The organism is Agrobacterium sp. 22-3639C2 (assembly GCF_053522105.1).
In genome coordinates this window covers 510,253-532,219 of sequence record NZ_JBNWDB010000005.1, presented here as the reverse complement: position 1 = coordinate 532,219, position 21,967 = coordinate 510,253, and the positions used below count along the sequence as shown (strand labels likewise).

Sequence of the window (21,967 nt, the reverse complement as noted above, 5' to 3'; positions counted from 1 at the left end):
GCGGAGAAAGACGATGAAAATCAATCCCTTGATAATCGCATCCGTCCTGGGTCCGATGCTTGCGGCCTCTGGTGCCGGAGCAGCCGACATCGACGGAAACTGGGCGCGCGGTGACGGCAACGCGAAAGTGCTGATCGCGCCGTGTGGCGACAATATATGCGCCACCAATACCTGGATCAAACCGGGCACGCCCGAGGAAAAGACCGGTGACCGGCTGATCATGACCATAAAGCCAGATGAAACAGGCGTCTATTCGGGTACTGCCTTCGATCCGCAACGCGACAAATCCTACAAGATAACCGTGACGGTTGATGGCAACAGCATGACCACCAAGGGCTGCATCGTCGCTGGTCTCCTGTGCAAAGGCATTACCTGGGCCCGCATCAACTAGACTCTGGAAAGGACAAACCGATGAAGACCTATATCTCAGCCTACTTCTTCACCCTCATCGCCTTTCTGGTGATCGACTTCATCTGGCTAAGCACCATGGCGTCGCGGCTTTATCGCCCGGCGATCGGCGATCTTCTGGCTGAGAACTTCCGACTGGCCCCGGCGATCATCTTTTATCTCATCTACGCGGCCGGACTGACCTTTCTTGCGGTTCGTCCGGCCCTCATATCAGGCCAGTGGACGACCGCGTTGCTTTATGGTGCAGCCGTCGGCTTCATGGCCTATGCCACATATGATCTCACCAATCAGGCAACGTTGAAAAGCTGGTCCACGACGTTGACCATCGCTGATCTTCTGTGGGGCACCTTCGTGTCCGCAGCCGCTGCCATCATCGGCTACCTCGTCACCGTACGGCTGGTCGGTCCACTGCAAAATCCGGCAGGTGTGTTATGACAGCGACCATCCCTGCCGCCTGCTTCCACCCGGCCAATTTTTGGCCGGGAAGACGTGAACTTCATTTCGCGCATGCCTTGCCTTCCCACAAAGGACAACCCTATATAGGAGGCGCAAGAAGGGATGTTCGAATGCAGGGTACAGAGATAGCAACGCTCATAAACCGCGTCGGCATGGGCGATCGCTCGGCATTCGTTTCCCTCTATCAAGCCACCAGCCCGAAGCTTTATGCGATCTGCCTGAAAATCCTGCGTGACAGGACCGAAGCCGAAGAAGCGCTTCAGGAAGTCTATATCAAGATCTGGCAACGAGCCCTCACATTTGCAGCAAGCGCCGGCACACCGTCGACGTGGCTCGCCGCAATCGCCCGAAACCATGCGATCGATACGATCCGGGCTCGCAAACCCGTGGGCGACGACATTGACGAAGCCTATGACCTTGCCGATGACAGCATCCGCAATCCGGAGCAGCAGGTCGTTCTGGCCGATGAGGGTCGCAGGATCGACAATTGCATGCAGGAACTTGAAACCGTTCATGCGCAGGCGGTGCGTCGTGCCTATATCGAAGGGCTGAGCTATATCGAACTCGCCAAAGAATTGCGGGTGCCACTCAACACGGTCAGAACCTGGCTGCGGCGAAGCCTTCTCAAACTCAGAGAGTGCATGCAGCGATGACCACGAGCGAAAACAGCGAGGGCATGCATTCGCGCGACGAAATCCTCGCTGGCGAATATGTGCTCGGCGTGCTGCCGTTTGAAAAGCGTCGTGAGGTCGAGCGGCGCATGCAGGACGACAGGGTCTTCGCGCAGCTGGTCCACCGTTGGGAAAGCGAATTTTCAGACTTCAACGTGGATTACGAAGAACAGGCGCCGAGTGCGGCCATTCTCGCTCGCATTGAAGAACGCCTGTTCGGCAGCAAGACCAGCAACGCCAATGGCAGCCTGTGGAGTTCCGCATCCTTCTGGCGATGGATATCGGTCGTCACGAGCGCGACTGCCGTGGCAGCGATCGTTTACGCCGCATTTCCCGAAAAATGGCAGGGCACAGCTCCGCTGGTAGCCGAACTTTCGACAACGGACAGCCAGGTCAACCTGCTTGCATCCTATGATGCAGAGACCGGCAGGATGCACATTATACCGGTTGCGACCGGCAAGGCCGATGAGAAATCACTGGAATTGTGGCTTGTGATGGATGGCGGCAAGACCCGCTCGCTCGGTGTCTTCCAGCCCGGAACGAATGGCGATCTCATTATCCCGGCGGATATGCGTAGCAACATTTCGGAAGGCACGACCTTCGCTATCAGCGTGGAACCCTTCGGTGGATCACCAACTGGTCAGGCGACCGGCCCTGTTATCGCGATCGGCACTGCACGAAGGCAGCTTTAAGGCGTCACGCCTTCATGCGCTTTTGCCAGCTGTTGAAACATGATTTCAGTCTGCGCACCGTCTAGTGGTTGCGCAATCGTCGAGCATTGCCAGCGCGTTCTTTATTGCGGCACCGGAGGCGGTATTGTCGAAAACGCACCAGGATTCGGCGGAAAGGCGTTTTCTAAACGAGAGGATTTCGGCGGCGCTGTATTCGGAATAATAAATCCGGGGAGCGCCGTGCAGCCGCACATATTTGGGCGGCTCGGAGAAATCACTGGCCGGCCAGACCGGTGCAGGATCGGCCAGCACACGATCAATGGCATAGCGTTGCAGAACCTCTTGCGCTGAATGCGTAGCCCAACTTGTGTGACGCGGTTCGAGTACCAGCATGCCGGGAAAGGTCTGACGCATAGTATCAAACGCGGCCTCCGCGTCGGAGACATCAAATGCGAGATTGGGCGGCAACTGGCACAATAAGGGTCCAAGCTTGCCATCCAGCGCCGCAAGTTCCCCAACAAATGCCTTGAAGACTTGTCCGATTTCCCGCAACCGGCGCTCATGCGTGATCTCGCGCGGCAGCTTCACGGCGAAGCGGAAGTCATCGGGCACCGAATTTGCCCAACGCTCGAACGTCGTTGGCCGGTGGTGGCGATAAAAGGTGGAGTTGATCTCGACGCCGTCGAATACGGCAGCATATCGGCTAAGCCCACTTCCCGTTTCGGGAAAACGCTGCGCCACAGTCTTGGGGATCGACCATCCAGCTGTTGCAATGACCGGCACTTTCACCTGCCCCGAGGCTATCAAAGAGAAGGCCGGCACATGCCGACCTTCCCTGTTTCTAACGCTTAGCGTCTGTAACGCAGACGTTCCTGTTCGATTTCAGTGGGCTCATAAGGATCGAGCGTGTCGTCAAACCGTGACCAACCGTCTTCGGCATAGGCCGCGCGCCGCTTGTCCGGATCAACCCAGTTGGACTGGCGCAGGACTTCCTCGGCGTCCGTGTAAAGGCTGTCCTCGACCTTCGCGGTCACGAGCGTGCCACCCCGGCGAACGCCTTCTGCGTAAACATGGGCATGGTCTTCGGAAACGCCGGCGTCCGTCAGCGCGCCGATAAGGCCGCCGGCGGCACCGCCTGCAACGGCACCGGCAACAGCGCCTGCCGCCGTCGCGGCAAGCCAGCCTGCCGCAACCACCGGTCCGACGCCGGGAATTGCCATGATGCCAAGGCCTGTCAACAGGCCGCCAACACCACCGACGGCAGCGCCGATGCCGGCACCCGTGCCTGCGCCTTCGGCAGCTTTTGTATCATTGCCATGGCGTTCGTCTGCATTGTTGGAAACAATGCTGATATCTTTAGACGGCACGCCGCGTTGTTCCAGTGCAGTAACGGCGGCGCTGGCATCGGAGTAGTCGTCGAAAAGTCCGGTAACGGTCTTCATAGGATTCTCCCAAAGATTGAATTAGTTAGCGACAATATTGCCCTGATAGTCGAGCGCCACGTTTACGGACTTGCCGTCCTTCGAGGCCTTGGCTTGCCACACGCCCTTGTCGTTGAGCGTAAGACCGGTCACCTCGGCATATCCGGCGTCCATAAGGCGTTTATTCGCCTGTTCCTCGGTAAAGCTGTTTGCGCCTTCCACAGGCGCAGTCGCATTCTTGGTGTCTGGCGTAGCGACGGCAGGCTTGCTGCCATCGGTGGCTGGAGCGGTGGACGTCTGAGCGAAGGCGCCAAGGGTCGACGCGCCGAGAAGCGCGGCGGCTAAAAGAAGCTTTTTCATGATTTTTCCTCGTTGTAGCCTTCAGTGCAGGCTCGACAGGGAAACAACATGTCGGGCCTCATGGTTCCGCCAATCTGAAAATAGAATTTGCAGGCCTTGCCGTTCCATCATCGTCGAAGCGCCACCGAACTATCTCTGCCGGATGAGGAACGTCCGCCTATTCAACCGGTTACTGGCATCGCTGTGATGCCACCGCGGACCGGAATGTGAATTCTTTTCCGGGAGCAGGAACATCGTCTCCACTCAGGGGTTGTCCAAGTACATCATTCAAAGTTGATCGGATTCCCACATGCCTGCGGAAACTACATTGCATGACCTGTTCCTCGATACGCTCAAGGACATCTGTCTCGCCGAACAGCAAGTGCTGAAGGCTCTGCCGAAGACCGTGCGGGGACCCTTCCAAGCTTAGGCCGCCTTTTAGGGCGGCTTTTTCATTTCCGGGTCGGATAGGCCCCTTCCAATTTCAGGAGCCACACCATGGCCAAGACCACATCCACATCACCAAGCGACAAGACCGAAACCGTGACGATCCATGACCAGAAGCTGGAGCGCGGTGCTGGCGGCGAGCTGCATCAGACAGCCGAAAACGACGCGCCGGTGCTGACGACCGCTCAAGGGGGGCCGGTCGCGGACGACCAAAATTCTCTAAGGGTCGGGCCGCGCGGGCCGCTCGTCGTTGATGATTTCCATTTCCGCGAAAAGATCTTCCATTTCGACCACGAGCGCATTCCCGAGCGCGTCGTGCATGCGCGCGGTTACGGCGCGCATGGCTTCTTCGAAACTTACGAGTCCTTCTCCGCATACACAAAGGCGGATTTCCTGCAGCGCGCCGGCGAAAAGACACCAGCCTTCGTCCGTTTCTCGACGGTTGCGGGCAACAAGGGCTCAGCTGACCTTGCGCGCGACGTGCGCGGTTTCGCAGTGAAGCTCTACACACAGGAAGGCAACTGGGATCTCGTCGGCAATAATATTCCTGTCTTCTTTATTCAGGACGCCATCAAGTTTCCCGACCTGATCCACGCCGCCAAGCAGGAACCTGACCGGGCTTTTCCGCAGGCGCAGACGGCCCATGATAATTTCTGGGACTTCATCAGCCTGACGCCGGAAAGCATGCACATGGTCATGTGGGCCATGTCGGATCGTACGATACCGCGGTCTTTCCGCTTCATGGAGGGTTTCGGCGTTCATACCTTCCGTCTTGTGAACGCAAAGGATCAATCGACCTTCGTCAAGTTCCACTGGAAGCCGAAGCTCGGGCTTCAATCGGTCGCCTGGAACGAGGCGGTCAAGATCAATGGCGCCGATCCCGATTTCCATCGCCGCGATCTGTGGCAGGCGATCCAGTCCGGCAATTTCCCGGAATGGGAACTGCAGGTGCAGCTCTTCGATCAGGAGTTTGCCGACAGCTTCGATTTCGACGTGCTCGATCCGACAAAGATCATCCCCGAGGAAATCCTGAAGCCGCAGCCGGTCGGACGACTGGTGCTCGACCGTATGCCCGACAACTTCTTTGCCGAGACCGAGCAGGTTGCGTTCATGACGCAGAACGTGCCGCCGGGTATCGACTTCAGCAATGATCCGCTGTTGCAGGGTCGCAACTTTTCCTATCTCGACACCCAGCTGAAACGCCTTGGCGGGCCAAACTTCACCCATCTGCCGATCAATGCACCGAAGTGTCCCTTCGCGCATTTCCAGCAGGATGGCCACATGGCCATGCGCAATCCTGTTGGCAGGGTGAATTACCAGCCGAACTCGTTCGGTGAAGGCCCGAGAGAGTCGCCGAGCCGGGGCTATCGTCATTTTCCGGCAGAAGAACAGGGGATCAAGGCGCGGCTGCGCCCCGAGAGCTTTGCCGACCACTACAGCCAGGCAAGACAGTTCTATATCAGCCAGACCCCGCCCGAACAGCGTCACATCGCGGCAGCCCTGACATTTGAACTGAGCAAGGTGGAAACAGCCGTGATCCGCGAGCGCATGGTGTCGCATCTCATGAACATCGACGAGACGCTGGCAAACACCGTCGCGCAGAAGCTAGGTTTCAAGTCCATGCCGAAGCCGGCGGATGCGGCTATGCCGACACGTCAGGATCTGGAACCCTCGCCAGCGCTCAGCATCGTTGAGCGTGGTCCGAAACGCTTCGAAGGCCGCAAGCTTGGTATAGTCGTCACCGATGGTGTCGACGCCAAATTACTGAACGGCCTGATGTCGGCGATTACCAAGGAAAAAGCCGTCTGCGAATTGATAGCCCCGAAGGTCGGTGGCGTCACCGCCTCAGACGGGAGCTGGATTGAGGCCCATCACATGATCGACGGCGGGCCATCGGTTCTCTTCGATGCAGTTGCACTGTTGACTTCTGCCGAGGGGATAGACGATCTGGTCAACGAGGCGACGGCGCGTGACTTCGTGGCCGATGCTTTCCAGCACTGCAAGTTCATAGGTTACGACCAGTCGGCGCTGCCATTGCTGGAAAAGGCGGGTATCGCAGGCGATCTTGACGAGGGCACGATTATCCTCCCAGGTGAGGAAGGCCTCGCTGGCTTCGTGTCGAACCTTGGCAAGCTGCGTGTCTGGGGACGGGAACCTTCCGTAAAACTCGGCAAGGCTTCACCGCCGGTAAAGTGAAATCACAGGCGGGCGCGGCTACAATGCCGCGCCTTGATGATGCATGACCGCCCGCCCGACGTGAAAGCGTTTCAGCGTGAACAACATCAAGATGGCTCATAAAGGATGTACTGAATGAAGATTCGCGCCGGGTTCGATATTGCTTATGAATGCGAGAATGAGACGGCAATGCTGCTTGTTCTCAATCTCCACCCCAGCCGGCGCGCAGATCTGCTCTCCGAACAGGTGCTGACATTCGACAGGCCGATCGAGGCCTGGGGTTATATGGATATCTTCGGGAACGCCTGCAGCCGCATAACCGCACCGCCAGGTGTGACGACGATCTCGACGCGGTTCGACATATATGACGGCGGCCTGCCAGATCCGGTTCCTGAAAACGCTTTCCAGCACGATATCAAGGATTTACCAGACGATGTTCTAGTTTTCCTGCTAGGCAGCCGTTACTGCGATACCGACCGCCTGGCGGACTTCGCCTGGAAAAACTTCTCGGCAACACCGCTCGGCTGGCCCCGTGTGCAGGCGATCCTCGATTTTGTGCATTCCCATATTGTCTTCAACTACGAGAAAGCCGATCCGCTCAGGACCGCATATGGCGGCTTCATCGACCGGACCGGGGTTTGCCGCGATTTCGCACATCTTGCGATCACACTCTGCCGTTGCATGAATATCCCCGCTCGCTATTGCACCGGCTATCTCGGTGATATCGGCGTGCCGAAAGACTCCAACCCGATGGATTTCAGCGCCTGGTTCGAGGTCTATCTCAGCGGCCGCTGGTATACCGTCGATGCCCGTCACAACAGGCCCCGCATCGGACGCATCTTGATGGCAACAGGACGAGATGCGACGGATGTCGCCCTGTCCACAGCCTTCGGGCCGGCTATCCTGAAGCGGTTCGAAGTCATTACGGAAGAATTGGCCGGATAGCGACGGGTAGCGTCAAGACGCTCAGGTCTCGCTCAACCTAGACCGACGCGACCTGAATGACCTCGGGAGCGGAGCCGTATGTCGACTTGTTCCGACGGTGAAAGGCGATGAATTCCTCGGCTGGAAGCGGCTTGGAAAACAGCCAGCCCTGACCAAAATCCACACCATGTTCCCGCAGATAGGCCGCCTGCTCCGGCCTCTCGATACCTTCCGCAACGGAAAACAGTCCAAGCTCGCGCGCCATCTCGATAATATGGAGCGTCACGGTGCTGGTTGCCGTGTTCCTGCCGATCGTATCAACGAAGGACTTATCGATTTTCAGGGCGTCCAACGGCAGTCCCTGCAAATACTGAAGGCTGGAATAGCCGGTTCCGAAATCGTCAATTGCCACGGAATGCCCGGCCTTGCGTGCTCTGTCCAGCGTCACGCGCGCCGCGTCAATGTCGATGAAACCGCGCTCGGTCGCTTCAAGCCATATCTGCTCCTTGCGTATATCCGCGCGGACAAGGCGTTGATCGATGAAGTCTAGTATCCGGCCTGATTTTACATCTTCGGCGCAGAGATTGATGGCGATATGTGCGCTGCGATCCCCAACGAGCATGGTACCAAGATCTGCAATAATGGCTTCAACGACCTGATCGGTGATGGGCTCTATCAGCCCTGTTTCTTCCGCCAGCGGAATGAAGAGGTCTGGCCTCACCAGCGTGCCATCAGGCCGCCGCCAGCGGACAAGCGCTTCGGCGCCCACGCATATATTGGTCTTGAGTTCGATGATCGGTTGATAGTGGACGATGAATTCACGGTTCTGGACTGCGATTTCCAGTTCCGTTTCCGGCGACAACCGCTTGCGCGACATCCAGATGACGATGCCGACGATAAAGAGCGCAATGAATGCGCCGATGGGCAAAAGGATAGTCAACTCCCGTACCAGCCTCGTTCGCAACGCCGCCCTTGGCTCGAGAACCACCGCCGTAAGCGCGTTCTCCTTTACCACCGAATAAAGCCATGCGTCCGTCGTGCCCTGCCCCTCTTTTGTCGGCAACGTGGCCAGAACCCCTGTATCGGGAAGGTTCTGCGTGCTGATGACCGCAGCTTTATCGTTGAGGATCGCGAGAGACATCCCGTCCCGCAGCACAATATCAGCAAATCTCGAAGGTGCGACGAGCCCGTTGTGGTGGCCGAGATGCAGGCTCGTCATCTGGTCGCCGTGGCTGATGCCGGGTTGGATACGCAACGTCACTTCAAGACCGTCCGGTGTGACGTAGTCGACATGGGATTTGGCTACGTCGCCAGCGGCGCGGCCCCAGGAGGTGCATTTGATGAAGCCGTTTTCGAAATAGCCAATCTCCTCGATTGAGGGGACGTTGATCGTCACCATCCGCATTTGTGCAATATGCTGATCCGAACATGCGGGAGGGTGCGCCGTTTCAATTGCTTCCAATGCCCCTTGCGCTTGCCTGAATGTATTTCCGGCACGAACAAGCGATCTTTCGGCAACGAGGTCGAGAATGAAGAGTTCTTTTTGAATGGCGACACGCAAGGACGTCCAGGCCATGGCGGCAATGGGCAGCGCGGCGCCGACTATGGCCAGAAATATCCCCACGGCTATCACACGCCAACGTCGTGACTGCATCATCACTCTCCAAAAGGTAGTCGAGACATCAGTGTCGCAATCTCCTTAATTTTTGCTGTGTGTGGAACGGTGAAAACAGGGTGATGCAAATTACGATTTCTGCCGTCAACGCAATCTGAAAACCACCGTGAGGGCAGGAACGCGGGGCCGATAATCCAGTTACATCGAGAGGGTATCATTCCCCTGTCGAAGTTCAGTCCCGGTGCGATTACGATGCGAAAACAAGGCGTTCCAGTTTGCCGAGCGTCTGCTGACCCAGTTCGATAGCCCCAAAACCCTTCGCGTCCTGGAACTCGGCTTCCGTGCTGAACACCATGCCGAGCACGACCTTCGTCGCGCCGTCCTGATCCTCGAACGAAGCCCAGGCGTCGGCATGTTTCGGCCCGTTTTCGCCCCAGAGCAGCGTGTAGCCGATCCTCTCCTCAGGCCTGACCTCGATATATCGATGATGGTTCGGGAAGACAGTGCCGTCAGGTGCGATCATGTCGAACACCCACTCGCCGCCGGTTCGCAGATCGATCCTCTTCGTGCGACACGAAAACCCTTCCGGTCCCCACCATTGCGGCAGCGTCTCGGAATTCATCCAGGCCTTCCAGACGATGTTGCGCGGCGCCCTTATCGTTCGCTCCAGCACCATTGTTCGTCTGGCCACCTCGGTCAGATTGTTAAGACCGGCACCGAAGCCCTGCCGGTAATCCGCCTGCATATCCGCAGCCAATGAGGAAAGCTGCACGGTTACGACAACGCGACTGCCCTGCTCCGTCGCCGAAAAATCAGCGATCACCAGCGCCGCAGACTGCGTCACGTCGCCGGACGACACCACCTCGTAATTGACGCTGCGCAAGGCTGGCTGCAATTCCAGCCACCCGCATTCGCAGCGAATATCAGGCTGCCCATCGACCTTGCAGAGCGAAACTTCGCGTCCGCCAACTCTGGTATCGGCTTCCAGAAACTCCACGGTCACGGCGGGCGTGGGCGCTGCCCAGACAGCCCGCGCGGCAGGCGACGTCCACACTTGCCAGAGGACCGACAATGGAACAGCGACCACCCTTTCGAAGCTCAGTGTTGCAAAGCGGCCATCGCCAAGATGGGGTTCAGCACGGGTGCCGTCCTGATTGAGTTTCGACATCATTCCGTGCGCTCCTTCGCAGCCTGCATTGCAAATGCCTCCAACCGGTCGAGCCGGCTCTCCCAAATGGCCCGCTGTTCATCAAGCCATGTCCGCACCGGCTCCAGAGCCTCGGGCACGATAGCGCAGGTGCGCACCCGCCCATCCTTTGAGGTGCGGATAAGCCCCGCCTCCTCCAGTACCGACAGATGCCGCATCACGGTCGGCAAGCGCAGCCCCGTGGGAGCGGACAATTCCATGACGCGGGCAGGCCCTTGCGCGAGCTTCGTTAGAATAGACCGGCGTGTCGGATCGGCCAGAGCCTGAAAGATCAGCGATAGTTCGGGCGAATGCTTAGTCATATTGCTAACTATCATGTAGTACGGCTCTAACGCAAGGGAAACTTCGTCGATTAGCTAAGTGTTCGACCGTGAGCATTTGTTGGGAGGCCGCGTAAAAGAAAACGCCGGAGCATTGCCCCGGCGTTTCATTTTTAAGCCACCAGACCCTTGGTCAGTTCCAGCGCCTGCCGCTCGAACAGCCGGCGATAGATGCCGTCGTTCAGACGGATCAGCGCCTGGTGGTCGCCCTCTTCGACAATCTTGCCCTTGTCGAACACCAGCAGACGGTCAAGCGCCCGCACGGTGGAAAGCCGGTGCGCAATGACCAGCGTGGTGCGGCCATCCATCAGGCGCTCCATGGCCTCCTGGATCTGCACTTCGCTTTCGCTGTCGAGGCTCGATGTCGCCTCGTCCAGAATCAGCACCGGTGCATCCGCGAGGAAGGCACGGGCAATGGCGACACGCTGCCGCTCCCCGCCAGACAATTTAACGCCGCGCTCACCCACCATCGTCTCATAGCCCTTGGGAAGGGACATGATGAAGTCATGGGCGCTTGCCTGCCTCGCCGCCTGCTCGATCTCACGCCGCGAGGCGCTCGGCCGGCCATAGGCGATGTTTTCCGCCAGCGTGCGGTGGAACAGGATGGGTTCCTGCTGCACGATGGCGATCTGGCTGCGCAGGTCTGCCTGCTTTGCCTTGGCTATGTCCTGGCCGTCAATGCGGATCGAGCCGGAATTCACGTCGTAAAGCCGCTGGATAAGCTTGACGAATGTCGTCTTTCCCGACCCCGAATGCCCGACCAGCCCCACACGCTCACCCGACCTGATGGTGACTGAAAAGTCCTGATAGAGCGGGCTGGGATGCGCGCCGTATTGAAAAGTGACGTTGTCAAAAACGATTTCGCCCTTCTCTATCCTGATCGGCCTGGCATCCGGCCTGTCTTCGACACCCAAAGGCATCTTGTCGAGCAACACCAACTCTTCCATGTCGTTGACGGCACGTTGCAGATTACGGATGTGTTGACCGACATCACGCAGATAGCCCTGCAGGACGAAGAACATCGCCAGCACGAAGGTGATGTCGCCCGGCGTCGCCAGTCCCTGCTGCCACATGACAAGGCCTGTTCCCAGAATACCGGCCTGCATGGACACCATCATGAAGCCCTGGATCGTGCCGTTCAGCGTGCCGCGTTTCCATGTCCTTCGCGTACGGTTGTCCCATTTGGCCAGCACATGGCGCAACCGCGCCTCTTCGCGGGTCTCGGCGCCAAAAGCCTTGACCACCGAATTGCAGCTGACGGCATCTGCCAGCGCGCCACCAAGCTTGGTATCCCAGGCGTTTGCAAGTCTTGCCGCCGGCGATACGAAGCCCATGGAGAGCAACACGGTGACGCCGACATAGATCAGCGACCCCGTGCCCACGATCAAGCCCATGATCGGCCAGTAACTACCCAGCACGACGGTGGCGCCCACCAGCATGACGATGGAGGGCAACAGGGCGATAAGAAGCACGTCATTGAGTGAATCAAGCGCCCACATGCCACGCGTGATCTTGCGAACCGTGGAACCGGCAAAGCTGTTGGCGTGCCAGTCGGTTGAGAACCGCTGCACCCGGTAGAAACCGTTATTCGCCACATCCGCCATGGTTTTCAGCGTCAGCCTGATGATGCCGTTAAACACGAACCAGCGCAGGACTACGCTGGTCAAGCCCAGCGCCACGACGACGACAAAGGCGCGCAGCGCCCGGTCAGCCCCGTTGCCCCCGGCAATGGCATCGACGATCTGGCCGGAGAAAACCGGCACCATGACTTCGGCCAGCGTGCTGGCAATCACCAGCACAACAATAAAGCCCACCAATGCCCGCCGGTGGGTCCAATGGTGGAAAACAAAGCCGAGCACATGGCGATAGGCATCGGCGCGGAAATCGAGCTTCTTGCGAGACATTTTAACCAGCACGGCGCCATGCGTTCGGCAACCGGTCCTCAAAAACGGAAGTTGGATGGCACAGCCCGGGCGGAAAACAAAAAATGATCCCGTCAGATCAATCGGGCTATGAAGGAAAACAAAACCGCATGTGGGGCGCGCTCGGGGCGGGCCACGAATGGAAATGACCTAGTGTCGGTTCATTCCACGCGGGAGGAACTTGATGAATGATGATGTCATGCAACGCCTCCCTATGTTCGATCTGACGCGGTGAGAAATTTGTACCTGAGCTGTTCGCCGTTGCCAACCGGGTAATTGCAACCTTATGGCAAGTGATGCGAAAACGACACATCAGCTGGTGTGACGGCAACGAACGTGGCCGATGCCAATGAAAGCTTCGGCCACGTTTTTTTTGCGTGGTGGCGCTTCCCGCCGCACCCAGGCTCCGGTGCGCGGCGAGAACATATCTGGTCAATCCATCTGGACGTTTGCGTTCTTGACGACCGGTTCCCATTTGGCGATTTCGGCCGCAACGTGGCTTTTCAGCTCATCGGGCGAAGAACCGACGATCTTGGCGCTGAATTCGGCCATGCGGGCCGCCACACCAGGATCGGCAAGCGCTTTCTTGGCCGCCGCATTCAGTGTGTCCACCACATCGGCCGGTGTGCCGGCAGGCGCAAACAGCGCGTTCCACGTGTAGGTTTCATAACCGGGTACGGTTTCGGCAATGGTCGGCAGATCCGGGAATGATGACGCCCGCTCGGCAGTCGTTACGCCAAGCGCCCGCAATGTGCCGGATTTGATGTGGCCGGACGACGACGGCAGATTGTCGAACATGATCGAAATCTGGTTGCCGAGAAGATCGTTGAGCGCGGGGCCGGCACCTTTATAGGGAACGTGCTGCATGCTCACACCGGTCATGCTCTTGAACAATTCCCCTGAAAGATGCAGCGGCGTGCCATTGCCGGAAGAGGCATAGGCATATTTGTCGGGTTCGGCTTTCAGAAGCGCGATCAATTCCGCGACGCTGTTGACGTTCAGCTTCGGATTGACAACAAGCACATTGGGAACCACGACCAGAAGCGAGACCGGGGCAAAATCCTTTTGCGGATCGTAAGGTTTTGTCTTGAGAATGAGCGGGTTCAAGGCATGGGTCGCAACGGTGCCCATGAGGATCGTGTAACCGTCAGGCTCTGCGCGTGCGACACGGTCGGCACCGAGATTACCGCCAGCACCGGCAACATTTTCAACGACGATCTGGTGACCAAGCTCATCACCCATTTTCTGTGCGATGACGCGCGCAACCACGTCGGTTGAGCCACCTGCCGCGAAGGGAACGACCAGCGTAATCGTTCGATCAGGAAAACCCTGCGCGCTCGCCGTCAGTCCCATCATGCAAAAAGAAGCAGCCGTAGCCGCAAGTTTCAACACCATACGCCGTTTCAAAGACCGGTAATTCATGAACCCTCCTGTAGAATGGCCTCCCCGCCATCAGCGCATAGTAGCTCAAATGGACCTGAGAGCAAGCAACCGGCATCGCAAACCATGCGCGAAGGCCATGCGACACGCCTGCCCTGCAACGCTTGGCGGAACCGCGCGTTATAGCGGGCACAAAGCATTGAAATACCGGGGGCAACATGGACGACAGCGTAAACATTCCCAAGATCAACCGGCTCGTGTTGCAAAACCTCATAGCTGGCCTCAGCGACGGGTTGATCCTGCTCGAAAACGACGGAACGATAGCCTGGGCCAACAAGGCCGCCCTTCAGATGCACCGTATAGAAGCGATGCCTGAGCTTGGGGAGGATGCCGCTGCCTATCGGCGAAATTTCACGCTTCGATACCGCAACAACCACCTGCTCGACGAGGGACAATATCCGCTTGAACGGCTTCTGGCGGGCGAGACCTTCGAAGATGTGACGGTAGAGATATCGCCAAGCGGCGATGAAGCGGAGTGCTGGGTCCACACGGTGCGTGGCCTCGTTCTTGAAGATGCTGGCGCAAAACCCGATGTTCTGGTCCTGATCATCCGGGACGAAACGCCGCGTTTTGAGGCGGAGGCGCGCTTCGAGAGCGCCTTCAATGCAAATCCGGCGCCGGGACTGATATGCCGGCTGGAGGACAAGCGTTTCATCCGCGTCAATCAGGGTTTCCTTGAGATGACCGGGTTCAGCCGTGAAGAGATCATCGGCATCAGTGTCGAGGAACTCGGACTGTTTTCCGAGTGCGATACAGGCGAGGACGCCCTGAAAAAGCTGGAGGATGGCCGGCTCATCCGTCAGCGCGAGGCGCTCATTCCCATCCCCGGCGGCGACAGGCTGGTCATCGTGGCCGGCGAAACGATCGCCGTTGCCGAAGAACCGTGCATGCTGTTCACCTTCGCCGATCTGGACGGCCGCCGCAAAGCCCAGAACGCTCTGCGACAGAGCGAGGAGCGCTTCTTCAAATCCTTTCGCCTGTCGCCTGTCCCGGCAGCGATTTCGAGGCTGGACGACTTCGTTCTGATGGAAGTCAATGACGCGTTTCTGGTCCTGTGCGGACGCAACGAGGCCGAAGTCGTGGGCAAGACGGCCAGCGAATTGCGGCTGTGGGAGGACGCGGGCGCGCGCCGCGATCTCGAAAGGCGGCTGAAGGACAACATTCCCATCCGCGATGAGAACATGCGCATGAATCTTTCCGGTGGCGGTTTGGCAGAATGCATCGTTTCCGCCGAACGCGCCGAGATCAACGATCAGCTCTGCGTCATCTGGGCGATACAGGACGTGACTGAGCGGCGTAGAACCGAGAACGAACTGATTGAAGCGATCGAAAGCGTCATGACCGATACATCCTGGTTCAGCCGGACGGTTGTCGAGCGGCTGGCGGGGCTGCGTCAGAACTCCCGCGGCACAACGTCTTCAGCCTCCCTCAAGGATCTCACAGAGCGCGAGGAGCAAATCCTGTCACTGATCTGCGATGGATGCAGCGACAAGGAAATGAGCGACAGGCTGAACCTGTCCAAGCATACGATCCGCAACCATATCGCCTCACTCTACGGCAAGATCGGCGTCAACCGCCGCACCGCCGCCGTGATCTGGGCACGCGAGCGCGGTTTTACCGGCCATAGGGAAAAATAACCGCAGCCGAACGCGAAAATAGGTCAGTTTGTACCAGTTCAACTAGTAGCTATTGCTCTGCAAACTGTGATTTTCCCGAACTACCTTACCATCATGCCGTTACCAACAGCGGCACCCTCTAACGATGGAAGGAGTTCGTCATGGACAATAACCGTATCGAAGGTATCGCCCGTCAAGCCAAGGGCACAATCAAGGAAGCAGCCGGCAAGATCACTGGCAACGACAAGCTTCAGGCAGAAGGCAAGGCCGAGAAACTGGCTGGCCAGGCGCAGGAGAAGCTCGGACAGGCAAAGGACGCCGTCAACAAAGTTCTCAAGTGAACCATCTATGTTCAAGGCAGGAGGTTTCACGATGATGCTCTCGTGCGATGCAAACCAGGTGTCAAGCTGCGATCCCCAGGAGATCAGCCTGTGCGCCGCGTTGCAAGCCGTGATCGCCTATGCGGACGGGCAGGAAAAAAGCTCGATCTCCGTCACCTCCGTGGAGGGCCGTATTGTGCTCTCCGGAGAGGTGGAAACACTCTCTGCCTTCGAACATGCGGTCATCATCGCAGAATGTTTCGCGTCGCGGCCCATCATCGCCGACCTGGCGATACGGCAGCGGCCTTGCACCTATCTGGAGACGCCGTCCCGGCGCATCCATCTAGCGAATAACAACAGGAGTGAAAAACAATGAAGACATTCGTTCTCGCAACCGCGATTGCAACCCTGGCCCTTGCCCCGATTGCTTCAGCCGAAACGAAGCACAATGCAAAGCGCCCCATGGAAACCGCGCAGAAGGAACGCGTCGGCACCCTGTCGTGCGAAATTGCCGGCGGCGTCGGCCTTGTGGTCGGCTCCAGCAAGAGCGTGGCCTGCGAGTTTCGCCAGCGCTCCGGCAAGACCGAGCGTTATACCGGCACGATCGGCAAGCTCGGTCTCGACATCGGCGTAACCGGCAAGACCTATATGAGCTGGATCGTGCTGAACACCGCAGCCAGCCGCGTGGGTGACGGTGCGTTGAGCGGCAACTATGTTGGTGCCTCCGCTGCCGCATCGGTCGGCGTGGGCTTGGGCGCCAATGCACTGATCGGCGGCAATGCCAAGAACTTCGCGCTTCAGCCGCTCAGCGCCGAAGTCGGCACCGGCGTTAACATCGCTGCGGGTGTCTCGCGTCTGCAGTTGAAGCGTGCGGGCTAAACCTTAAAAAAACCGGCGGCGCGGGCTCGGGACGGTTATCGTCTTCGAGCCCGCGCCGTCTGGCGCAGATCAGGCCCCAATATCAGGGTTTGGGGTGAGGCATCATCTCGCCCATCGGGCCGTCGCCTTTTGGCCCGCGCATCATATCCTCTTTAGGACCATGATGCGGCGGACGGCCTGCCGGTCCAAGTGCCTCGATAGTGCCATCCTGACGGACGACATAGCTTGCCCGCAGGACACCCCTGTCGAAACGGCCCTGAACGCTGACCGCTTCATCGACAGTCACGACCTTCCCATTATCGCCCTCGGGGCCGGTATCGATGAGTGCGCGGCCGCTATCATCCTGAACGATGAACTTGTTGCCGAAAATCTCGGCGACCTTGCCCTTCAGGGTCACGAGATTTCCTTCCTTGACGGTGGAAATGGCAACGGGTGTCATCGGCGCCATCTCGGGTGTCGGGCGTGTCAGCTTCACCGCACCGGCTCCGGCAGCGGCTCCAACGGCCAGCATGGCGACGGCCGCAAAGGCGAACGCGGCGGTTTTACGGCGATGTTTCCGGTGCGGCGGCACGGGAGTGTCAGAAGTGGCCTTCGGTGCTGCGATTTCGTTATTCTCTTCAGAGTGGGACATGATGGTCTCCTGTTTGATTGACAGGGCCTTTTTACCTGCCAGGCACCACCAGCAGCCTGAACCTTGTGGTTCAGGTTGAGTTAAGCCTTCCGGGCCTAGTTAAAACACCGCCCACGAAACCGAAACGGCAGGACCATGCGCATACTTCTCGTTGAAGACGATACCGATCTTTCCCGGCGCATCGCAGCCAGCCTGCGGGCGGAAAATTTTGTCGTCGACATCGCGCAGAATGGCGAGGATGCCGAACATGCCGGGCTTACCGAACTTTACGACGTGGCCGTTCTCGATCTGGGATTACCGAAAATCGATGGCGTATCGGTTCTGAAATCATGGCGGTCGGCGCAGCGGAACCTGCCCGTACTCGTTTTGACCGCGCGTGACGGATGGCCGGACAAGGTGGCGAGTTTCAAAGCTGGAGCAGACGATTTTCTCACCAAGCCGTTCAAGGTAGAAGAACTGGTGCTGCGGCTGCGTGCACTCGTTCGCCGCGCCACCGGCCACGCCGCCTCCGCCATCACCTGCGGTTCGCTCATCTTCGATGCGCAGCTCGGAACCTTCGAACAGGACGGCTTGCCGTTGAAGCTGACCGCGCTGGAGTGGCGGGTCCTCTCCTGCCTCATCCTGCGCAAGGAAGTGGTGGTCGACCGCCGCGAACTCATCGAACGGGTCTATGAGGGCGATGCGGAAGTGGATTCCAATTCCATCGAAGTGATCATTGCCCGCCTGCGGCGCAAGATCGGTGCCGGGCATATAGAGACCGTTCGCGGGCGCGGTTACATGCTGAAGGCAGAGCCATGAGGGAATTTTCGGCCATTCCGGGTTCGTCGATCTCGCGCCGCCTCACGGTTTTTTCCGTAGTTTTCGTCACCGCGACCGTGATCGTCGCCTCCATCATACTCTATCTCATCGTTGCCGCCGTGGTGCGTGAACAGATCGACCAACGGCTCGACACGCAGATAGAGGGATTGCGGAGCGCGCTCTCCGGCAGCGCAAGCGGCGGCGTGACACTTAACGCCGCGCTGGACGGCCCGCCATTCGACAGGCGCGGCTCCGGCTGGTACTGGCAGATCACCGGCGAGGGTGTAGCGATCGTCTCTCGGTCGCTCGCGGGGCAAACCATAACCAACCCGCCCTCCCCGTTCGAATGGCGCAAAATGATGGGCCACGGCCCTCGTCCCGGCGCGAATGCCGATTTTCACGGCGAGGAGATCTATCTCAGATCCATTCAAACCATGGTTGGACAGCGCCTCGTCGAAATCACTGTCACTGCGCCGCAATTCGCGCTGGTTGCACCCGCCCGCAGCGCGCTTCTGTGGTTGATACCTGCCATGACCCTCTTGGGCGCGAGCCTCGTCGGCGGTATTTTCCTGCAGGTCAGATATGGTCTGCGACCACTGCGGCAACTCACCGCCGATATTTCCTCGATTTCGGCAGGCACACTCGACAGGTTGCCGGAGGCGGATGTCGAGGAACTGCGTCCAGCCTCGGGCGAAATCAACCGTCTCGTGGAGCAGAATAGCGAGAGGCTTGCGGAAACACGTCTGCACTTTGCAAATCTCGCCCATGGTCTGAAAACCCCGGTGACAAGCCTCTACCTTGCCCTCAACGAAACCAACGACCCGGATCGCGAAATGCGTGCGCTTGTGGACAGGATCGACCAGCGCATCCGCCACCATCTGGCAAGAGCCCGCAAGACCGCAGCAGGCGGCACGGCCACGGTGACCGCGCTCAAACCGAGGATCAACGATATCGTTGATATCATGTCGCGTATTCATGCCGACCGGGGGATTGTCGCAACGGTCGATGTGGACCCCGAGTTGCTATTGCAGATCACACCTGAGGATCTGGACGAGATCGTTGGCAATATCATCGACAACGCATTCAAATGGGCAAAAAGCGCGGTTCGTATTTCCGCGAAAAAGACCGGACGCGACGTCTGGATCGTGATCTCGGACAATGGACCTGGCATCGAGGATGCCCGCATTTCCGAGGCTTTCCAGCCGGGCAGACGCATGGACGAGACCGTTCCGGGTGACGGCTTCGGTCTTACCATCGTCAAGGAACTTGTCGAGCTTCATGGCGGCAGCATCAGGCTGGAGCGCGGCGAAAATGGCGGACTTACCTGTTCGCTGACCCTGCCGGCAGGATCTTGAGGAAAGCCCGCCTTTCCCTTTGTTGACCCTGCTGCGCAGCAGCGGTAAATACAGGTTTCGAAGCAGGGAGATTTATGCACAGAGGTTGAAAATCTGACCGCCCATCGCGGTTTCAGCCGGCTCTGAAAACGGAGCTGACCCTTTGGCATGTCTAATTCTGCGGAATTTCCATGAATATCAAATCTATCGACATCCGGCCGTTTGACGCGGCAGCGGATACGCAAATCCTGTCACGCATCTGGCTCGATGCCTCGCTGCTGGCACATCCCTTTATCGGCACGCAGCGTTTGCGCGAGCAGCAAAGACTGATCGAAGATACCTATCTGCCGCTATCGGAGACTTTCGTCGCAGCGCAGGCCGGTAACCCTGTCGGCTTCATCAGCCTGCTCGACAGTTTCATTGGAGGCCTGTTCGTCGCACCGGCACAACAGGGCAAGGGTATCGGGCGCAGGCTCATTGCCCACGCGCTTGATCTCAAGGGTGAATTGTCGCTTGAGGTCTATACCGCCAATGAGCAGGCGATGCGGTTTTACCGTTCGCTCGGCTTCCTTGAAGTCTCGCGCAGGTCGACTGACGATGACGGCCTGCCCTTCGAGAATGCCCGCCTGTCACTCAAGGCCTGAAAAAAATCCGGGCAGCCACAGGGCTGCCCGGACGATCTGATGCTTGTCGCAATCAGCCAAACAGCACAAGGCTGCTTTTGACCGTGACCCACACGCCCCAGAGAAGTGGTATGCCGACGGCTGCCCAGGCCAGTGCGGCCTTGGCGTCCAAACCACCCCTGCCGATACCGAAGGAACCGGTGGGCCCTGCATTGGCAGCTGCAGTCTTGGCCTGAAGTGTCGCAACCTCCGCATCCGACATGAACCATTTCTCCGGCAGCGGCCGGACAAACGCGTTGGCGACGAGGCCGATCGCGAGCATCCCCGCCAGGATGTACATGGTGCTGGTATAGAGTGCGGGACCCGGCGCGACACCGGCCGCAATCTGTGCCTCGCGGATGTAATTCACGACAACAGGCCCGGCGATACCCGCCGTTGCCCATGCCGTCAGCAGACGGCCATGGATCGCGCCGACAAACTGCGTGCCGAAGATGTCGGCAAGATAGGCGGGAATGGTTGCAAAGCCGCCGCCATACATCGACAGGATGATGCCGAGGGCAAGAACGAAGAACGCCTTGGAACCCATCGTTGCCAGCGTCGGGGCCAGCGCATAAAGAATGATGCCAAGCACGAAGAAGCAGAAGTAAGTGTTCTTGCGGCCGATCTTGTCGGACATGGAAGCCCAGAAGAAGCGGCCGCCGATGTTAAACAGCGACAGCAGGCCGGTGAACCCGGCCGCGATGGCGGCGATCGATGCTTTCTGCTCGATATTGAGGTCAGCAAAGCCAACGCCGGGCAGACCGATCAACGAACCCGCAAAAATCTCCTGCAACATTGGCGATGCCATGCCGATCACGCCGATACCCGCCGACACGTTGAGGCACAGAACCGCCCAGATGAGCCAGAACTGCTTCGTCTTGTGCGCATCACGCAGATGAACGTGACGATTGGTGATCATGGCACTTTTGGCCGCCGGGGCCTTCCAGCCTTCCGGACGCCAGCCCGCCGGTGGAATGCGGTAACCGAAGGCACCCGCCATCATGAAGACGAAATAGATCAATGCCATGACGACGAACGTTTGCCAGACACCGACTGATGTATCCGTCTTGAAGGTATTCATGAGCAGATTGGCAAGCGGTGCGCCGATCATAGCGCCGCCGCCGAAGCCCATGATGGCCATGCCGGTTGCCATGCCGCGCCGGTCCGGAAACCATTTGATCAATGTCGAGACCGGCGAGATGTAACCGAGACCAAGACCAACGCCGCCGATGACACCTGCCCCGACCCACATCAGCCAGAGCTGGTGCGTCATCACGCCAAGCGCTGCAACCAGAATGCCGCCGCACCAGCAGCAGGCGGAAACGAAGCCGGCCTTGCGCGGCCCGACCCTTTCCAACCAACCGCCCCAGATCGCCGCCGAGCATCCGAGCAAGACGAAGAAGAGCGTATAGATCCAGCCAAGATCGGCCACACGCCAGTTGCACTCCGTGGTGAACAGTGCCCCGACAAGGGTAAGGCTGGAGCAACTGGGGTCCGTTGCCGGCAATGCCTTCGACAGCGGCAGCCAGAAGACGCTGAAGCCGTAGGCCATGCCGATACACAAGTGAATGGCCAAAGCCGCCGGCGGTACCAGCCAGCGGTTGAAGCCCGGTTTTGCTATGATCCGTTCGCGGTCCAGAACCCCGGCTTGCGCCGGCCCTCCCGCAGATACGCCTGCTACTGCCATCGACACTACCTCCCTCGTGAATGT

The 21,967-nt window shown here is 58.7% G+C and carries 23 protein-coding genes and 1 pseudogene; 14 read left to right on the top strand and 10 right to left on the bottom strand.

Features of this window, described 5'->3' with window-relative positions; genetic code table 11:
- Window positions 1-13: 13 nt before the first annotated feature.
- The 4 genes from ACQZ6D_RS22805 to ACQZ6D_RS22790 all read left to right on the top strand — a co-directional run bounded on the left by ACQZ6D_RS22805 (window position 14) and on the right by ACQZ6D_RS22790 (window position 2,227).
- On the top strand, window positions 14-391 hold the full coding sequence (locus ACQZ6D_RS22805) for a DUF2147 domain-containing protein (RefSeq protein ID WP_019566744.1): 378 nt from the start codon (window positions 14-16) through the stop codon (window positions 389-391).
- A 20-nt stretch (window positions 392-411) separates the two neighbouring features.
- Window positions 412-843 (top strand): DUF2177 family protein, encoded by a 432-nt coding sequence (locus ACQZ6D_RS22800; RefSeq protein ID WP_004431395.1) that lies wholly within the window; start codon window positions 412-414, stop codon window positions 841-843.
- A gap of 131 nt (window positions 844-974) precedes the next feature.
- Window positions 975-1,517, top strand: a complete 543-nt coding sequence (locus ACQZ6D_RS22795) for a sigma-70 family RNA polymerase sigma factor (protein WP_004431393.1) — start codon at window positions 975-977, stop codon at window positions 1,515-1,517.
- Window positions 1,514-2,227 carry an anti-sigma factor gene (locus tag ACQZ6D_RS22790; protein WP_111803120.1) on the top strand — a complete coding sequence of 238 codons (714 nt, stop codon included), beginning with the start codon at window positions 1,514-1,516 and terminating at the stop codon, window positions 2,225-2,227. Before ACQZ6D_RS22795 ends, ACQZ6D_RS22790 begins: the two co-directional genes overlap by 4 nt.
- 45 nt (window positions 2,228-2,272) lie before the next feature.
- Here ACQZ6D_RS22790 and ACQZ6D_RS22785 read toward each other — a convergent pair whose 3' ends face one another.
- The 3 genes from ACQZ6D_RS22785 to ACQZ6D_RS22775 all read right to left on the bottom strand — a co-directional run bounded on the left by ACQZ6D_RS22785 (window position 2,273) and on the right by ACQZ6D_RS22775 (window position 3,987).
- Entirely contained in the window at window positions 2,273-2,989 is a 717-nt protein-coding gene (locus ACQZ6D_RS22785; RefSeq protein ID WP_111803207.1) for a DUF72 domain-containing protein, read from the bottom strand.
- 65 nt (window positions 2,990-3,054) lie between these two features.
- The gene (locus ACQZ6D_RS22780; RefSeq protein ID WP_013761044.1) at window positions 3,055-3,648 is read right to left on the bottom strand and encodes a general stress protein; all 594 of its coding nucleotides are present in this window, start codon (window positions 3,646-3,648) and stop codon (window positions 3,055-3,057) included.
- 21 nt (window positions 3,649-3,669) lie between these two features.
- Entirely contained in the window at window positions 3,670-3,987 is a 318-nt protein-coding gene (locus ACQZ6D_RS22775; RefSeq protein ID WP_111796632.1) for a PepSY domain-containing protein, read from the bottom strand.
- Window positions 3,988-4,276: 289 nt separating this feature from the next.
- Here ACQZ6D_RS22775 and ACQZ6D_RS22770 point away from each other — a divergent pair.
- From ACQZ6D_RS22770 to ACQZ6D_RS22760, 3 genes and pseudogenes are all read left to right on the top strand, one after another.
- Window positions 4,277-4,378: pseudogene (locus tag ACQZ6D_RS22770) on the top strand (DUF892 family protein); the annotation flags it as partial.
- A gap of 86 nt (window positions 4,379-4,464) precedes the next feature.
- Window positions 4,465-6,609: a catalase gene (katE, locus tag ACQZ6D_RS22765; RefSeq protein ID WP_111803121.1), complete on the top strand. Its 2,145-nt coding sequence runs from the start codon at window positions 4,465-4,467 to the stop codon at window positions 6,607-6,609.
- Between the two features lie 114 nt (window positions 6,610-6,723).
- Window positions 6,724-7,533 carry a transglutaminase-like domain-containing protein gene (locus ACQZ6D_RS22760; RefSeq protein WP_448730025.1) on the top strand — a complete coding sequence of 270 codons (810 nt, stop codon included), beginning with the start codon at window positions 6,724-6,726 and terminating at the stop codon, window positions 7,531-7,533.
- Between the two features lie 37 nt (window positions 7,534-7,570).
- On the opposite strand, the gene ACQZ6D_RS22755 is transcribed toward ACQZ6D_RS22760, so the two are convergent.
- The 5 genes from ACQZ6D_RS22755 to ACQZ6D_RS22735 all read right to left on the bottom strand — a co-directional run bounded on the left by ACQZ6D_RS22755 (window position 7,571) and on the right by ACQZ6D_RS22735 (window position 13,998).
- Window positions 7,571-9,166, bottom strand: coding sequence for an EAL domain-containing protein (locus ACQZ6D_RS22755; protein ID WP_448730026.1), 1,596 nt, complete (start codon window positions 9,164-9,166; stop codon window positions 7,571-7,573).
- 208 nt (window positions 9,167-9,374) lie between these two features.
- The gene (locus tag ACQZ6D_RS22750; RefSeq protein WP_448730027.1) at window positions 9,375-10,298 is read right to left on the bottom strand and encodes an SRPBCC family protein; all 924 of its coding nucleotides are present in this window, start codon (window positions 10,296-10,298) and stop codon (window positions 9,375-9,377) included.
- Complete coding sequence (locus ACQZ6D_RS22745; RefSeq protein WP_025594895.1) at window positions 10,295-10,636, bottom strand: ArsR/SmtB family transcription factor; 342 nt, start codon at window positions 10,634-10,636, stop codon at window positions 10,295-10,297. The genes ACQZ6D_RS22750 and ACQZ6D_RS22745 overlap by 4 nt, the downstream gene beginning before the upstream one ends.
- Before the next feature lie 131 nt (window positions 10,637-10,767).
- Complete coding sequence (locus ACQZ6D_RS22740) at window positions 10,768-12,558, bottom strand: ABC transporter ATP-binding protein (RefSeq protein ID WP_060642592.1); 1,791 nt, start codon at window positions 12,556-12,558, stop codon at window positions 10,768-10,770.
- A 450-nt stretch (window positions 12,559-13,008) separates the two neighbouring features.
- Window positions 13,009-13,998, bottom strand: a complete 990-nt coding sequence (locus ACQZ6D_RS22735) for a Bug family tripartite tricarboxylate transporter substrate binding protein (protein WP_025594897.1) — start codon at window positions 13,996-13,998, stop codon at window positions 13,009-13,011.
- 176 nt (window positions 13,999-14,174) lie between these two features.
- Here ACQZ6D_RS22735 and ACQZ6D_RS22730 point away from each other — a divergent pair, with 176 nt between their 5' ends.
- From ACQZ6D_RS22730 to ACQZ6D_RS22715, 4 genes are all read left to right on the top strand, one after another.
- Complete coding sequence (locus tag ACQZ6D_RS22730) at window positions 14,175-15,653, top strand: PAS domain S-box protein (protein WP_448730028.1); 1,479 nt, start codon at window positions 14,175-14,177, stop codon at window positions 15,651-15,653.
- A gap of 140 nt (window positions 15,654-15,793) precedes the next feature.
- On the top strand, window positions 15,794-15,973 hold the full coding sequence (locus tag ACQZ6D_RS22725) for a CsbD family protein (protein WP_004431371.1): 180 nt from the start codon (window positions 15,794-15,796) through the stop codon (window positions 15,971-15,973).
- Window positions 15,974-16,004: 31 nt separating this feature from the next.
- Window positions 16,005-16,328, top strand: coding sequence for a BON domain-containing protein (locus tag ACQZ6D_RS22720; RefSeq protein ID WP_004431370.1), 324 nt, complete (start codon window positions 16,005-16,007; stop codon window positions 16,326-16,328).
- Window positions 16,325-16,831: a DUF992 domain-containing protein gene (locus tag ACQZ6D_RS22715; RefSeq protein ID WP_004431368.1), complete on the top strand. Its 507-nt coding sequence runs from the start codon at window positions 16,325-16,327 to the stop codon at window positions 16,829-16,831. Before ACQZ6D_RS22720 ends, ACQZ6D_RS22715 begins: the two co-directional genes overlap by 4 nt.
- Before the next feature lie 82 nt (window positions 16,832-16,913).
- On the opposite strand, the gene ACQZ6D_RS22710 is transcribed toward ACQZ6D_RS22715, so the two are convergent.
- Window positions 16,914-17,462 carry a hypothetical protein gene (locus ACQZ6D_RS22710; protein ID WP_111796638.1) on the bottom strand — a complete coding sequence of 183 codons (549 nt, stop codon included), beginning with the start codon at window positions 17,460-17,462 and terminating at the stop codon, window positions 16,914-16,916.
- Between the two features lie 135 nt (window positions 17,463-17,597).
- Between ACQZ6D_RS22710 and ACQZ6D_RS22705 the strand changes: the two genes are divergently transcribed.
- The 3 genes from ACQZ6D_RS22705 to ACQZ6D_RS22695 all read left to right on the top strand — a co-directional run bounded on the left by ACQZ6D_RS22705 (window position 17,598) and on the right by ACQZ6D_RS22695 (window position 20,238).
- Window positions 17,598-18,260, top strand: coding sequence for a response regulator transcription factor (locus ACQZ6D_RS22705; protein ID WP_065705589.1), 663 nt, complete (start codon window positions 17,598-17,600; stop codon window positions 18,258-18,260).
- Window positions 18,257-19,615 carry a sensor histidine kinase gene (locus ACQZ6D_RS22700; RefSeq protein WP_153793717.1) on the top strand — a complete coding sequence of 453 codons (1,359 nt, stop codon included), beginning with the start codon at window positions 18,257-18,259 and terminating at the stop codon, window positions 19,613-19,615. The genes ACQZ6D_RS22705 and ACQZ6D_RS22700 overlap by 4 nt, the downstream gene beginning before the upstream one ends.
- Before the next feature lie 170 nt (window positions 19,616-19,785).
- Window positions 19,786-20,238 carry a GNAT family N-acetyltransferase gene (locus ACQZ6D_RS22695; RefSeq protein ID WP_111828784.1) on the top strand — a complete coding sequence of 151 codons (453 nt, stop codon included), beginning with the start codon at window positions 19,786-19,788 and terminating at the stop codon, window positions 20,236-20,238.
- A gap of 52 nt (window positions 20,239-20,290) precedes the next feature.
- Here the strand turns inward: ACQZ6D_RS22695 and ACQZ6D_RS22690 are convergent, their stop codons facing one another.
- A complete protein-coding gene (locus ACQZ6D_RS22690; protein WP_448730029.1) occupies window positions 20,291-21,943 on the bottom strand; it encodes an OFA family MFS transporter in 1,653 nt (550 codons plus the stop codon).
- Between the last annotated feature and the right edge of the window lie 24 nt (window positions 21,944-21,967).

Excerpts from the sequence above, each read along its gene's own strand:
- ACQZ6D_RS22805 (WP_019566744.1), top strand. The coding sequence starts at position 14 with ATGAAAATCAATCCCTTGATAATCGCATCCGTCCTGGGTCCGATGCTT.
- ACQZ6D_RS22800 (WP_004431395.1), top strand. The coding sequence starts at position 412 with ATGAAGACCTATATCTCAGCCTACTTCTTCACCCTCATCGCCTTTCTG.
- ACQZ6D_RS22795 (WP_004431393.1), top strand. The coding sequence starts at position 975 with ATGCAGGGTACAGAGATAGCAACGCTCATAAACCGCGTCGGCATGGGC.
- ACQZ6D_RS22790 (WP_111803120.1), top strand. The coding sequence starts at position 1,514 with ATGACCACGAGCGAAAACAGCGAGGGCATGCATTCGCGCGACGAAATC.
- ACQZ6D_RS22780 (WP_013761044.1), bottom strand. The coding sequence starts at position 3,648 with ATGAAGACCGTTACCGGACTTTTCGACGACTACTCCGATGCCAGCGCC.
- ACQZ6D_RS22775 (WP_111796632.1), bottom strand. The coding sequence starts at position 3,987 with ATGAAAAAGCTTCTTTTAGCCGCCGCGCTTCTCGGCGCGTCGACCCTT.
- katE (WP_111803121.1), top strand. The coding sequence starts at position 4,465 with ATGGCCAAGACCACATCCACATCACCAAGCGACAAGACCGAAACCGTG.
- ACQZ6D_RS22760 (WP_448730025.1), top strand. The coding sequence starts at position 6,724 with ATGAAGATTCGCGCCGGGTTCGATATTGCTTATGAATGCGAGAATGAG.
- ACQZ6D_RS22755 (WP_448730026.1), bottom strand. The coding sequence starts at position 9,166 with ATGCAGTCACGACGTTGGCGTGTGATAGCCGTGGGGATATTTCTGGCC.
- ACQZ6D_RS22750 (WP_448730027.1), bottom strand. The coding sequence starts at position 10,298 with ATGATGTCGAAACTCAATCAGGACGGCACCCGTGCTGAACCCCATCTT.
- ACQZ6D_RS22745 (WP_025594895.1), bottom strand. The coding sequence starts at position 10,636 with ATGACTAAGCATTCGCCCGAACTATCGCTGATCTTTCAGGCTCTGGCC.
- ACQZ6D_RS22740 (WP_060642592.1), bottom strand. The coding sequence starts at position 12,558 with ATGTCTCGCAAGAAGCTCGATTTCCGCGCCGATGCCTATCGCCATGTG.
- ACQZ6D_RS22735 (WP_025594897.1), bottom strand. The coding sequence starts at position 13,998 with ATGAATTACCGGTCTTTGAAACGGCGTATGGTGTTGAAACTTGCGGCT.
- ACQZ6D_RS22730 (WP_448730028.1), top strand. The coding sequence starts at position 14,175 with ATGGACGACAGCGTAAACATTCCCAAGATCAACCGGCTCGTGTTGCAA.
- ACQZ6D_RS22725 (WP_004431371.1), top strand. The coding sequence starts at position 15,794 with ATGGACAATAACCGTATCGAAGGTATCGCCCGTCAAGCCAAGGGCACA.
- ACQZ6D_RS22720 (WP_004431370.1), top strand. The coding sequence starts at position 16,005 with ATGATGCTCTCGTGCGATGCAAACCAGGTGTCAAGCTGCGATCCCCAG.
- ACQZ6D_RS22715 (WP_004431368.1), top strand. The coding sequence starts at position 16,325 with ATGAAGACATTCGTTCTCGCAACCGCGATTGCAACCCTGGCCCTTGCC.
- ACQZ6D_RS22710 (WP_111796638.1), bottom strand. The coding sequence starts at position 17,462 with ATGTCCCACTCTGAAGAGAATAACGAAATCGCAGCACCGAAGGCCACT.
- ACQZ6D_RS22705 (WP_065705589.1), top strand. The coding sequence starts at position 17,598 with ATGCGCATACTTCTCGTTGAAGACGATACCGATCTTTCCCGGCGCATC.
- ACQZ6D_RS22700 (WP_153793717.1), top strand. The coding sequence starts at position 18,257 with ATGAGGGAATTTTCGGCCATTCCGGGTTCGTCGATCTCGCGCCGCCTC.
- ACQZ6D_RS22695 (WP_111828784.1), top strand. The coding sequence starts at position 19,786 with ATGAATATCAAATCTATCGACATCCGGCCGTTTGACGCGGCAGCGGAT.
- ACQZ6D_RS22690 (WP_448730029.1), bottom strand. The coding sequence starts at position 21,943 with ATGGCAGTAGCAGGCGTATCTGCGGGAGGGCCGGCGCAAGCCGGGGTT.